The 1,055-nt window shown below is 54.9% G+C and carries 1 protein-coding gene; it reads right to left on the minus strand.

What is annotated here, in order from left to right; all coding sequences use genetic code 11:
• Nucleotides 1-1,025: calcium-binding protein (locus tag KDK19_RS11060; RefSeq protein ID WP_257291962.1), on the minus strand; the 1,025-nt coding region annotated here is incomplete at its 3' end.
• Nucleotides 1,026-1,055: the final 30 nt, after the last annotated feature.

The raw sequence follows: 1,055 nt of genomic DNA on the forward strand, positions 1-1,055 counted from the left end.
CCCGGCTTCAGGGTCAGCTTGCGTAAAACACCACTGTGGGGGGTGCATGTGGAAGAGTCGAAACGAAACTCAATCTCCAGCCTGACATTGTTGCTTTCCCGACTGCCAATCCGGTGCAGGCCGGCGCCCAGGTTTTTTCCCTCATCGGCAAGGCTCTTCAGTTCAGCTTCGTCACGCCATTTGGCCGGGGGGAATTCACCTAAGGGTTTTTCAGGATGGCGATTTAAGAATGCCAGCATCTCCCCTGTGGAAAAGGTGTAGTCCTCCACTCTCTTTTTGACCTGGCAGGGTTCCCTGTCTGAATCAAGATAAATCGAGAGAGTACTGTTCCTCAGGTGGGTCAGGGCCTCGGTCATTGGCAGGGAAGGGGGGTTGCCTGCCGCTTGCTCCCAATAAAGGATAACGGGGTTGGCTTGTACTGTTTCGAAATGACGTAAACCATCAGTGTGAAAGTCAAGGGTGACGCTCTGACGCGCTATTTCAGGGCTAAAAAACAGATTCAGGCTCTCGTCAAAAGAATTGATGGTCAAACTGGCCTTTTGCGGGTCACGGCACGATTCACCCGATTTTTCCCAACGGATGACCAGCACGGGCCATTTTCCTGTTGGCGGCTTCCGGTGTTTATGACCGTGAATGCGGTGGTTGCCAAGATCACTGCCACGACCCAGCCAGAGGGTGTCCGAATGAGTGCCTGTGTATACCTCGTGCCTGCCCTCACCCAGTAATACCGTGTTAAAGCCACTGCGTAACCGGACAGACGTTTTTCCGCCGTTGGCGGTCACGGTGTCGTTGCCGCCCCGGACATCCAGGGTATTGGTGCCATTGGTGACCACGAAAACGGTATTACGGTGGTCTCCCAAGAGGGTGTCATTGCCCGGGGAACCCTGGATGACCTCCACCTCTGTCAGCTGCTCTGCTGGCTGTAGGCTATAGAGGTTCCGGTGGGTGAGGTCCAGCTTAAGACCTTTTTTCCTGAGACGGTAAGACACGGTGTCCGTGCCAGGGCCTCCATGGACCTCGTTCAAGCCATCACCCAACAATGCCAGGTCATCACC

It is taken from the genome of Endozoicomonas sp. ONNA1, from assembly GCF_024606325.1.
Lineage (GTDB): Bacteria > Pseudomonadota > Gammaproteobacteria > Pseudomonadales > Endozoicomonadaceae > Endozoicomonas_A.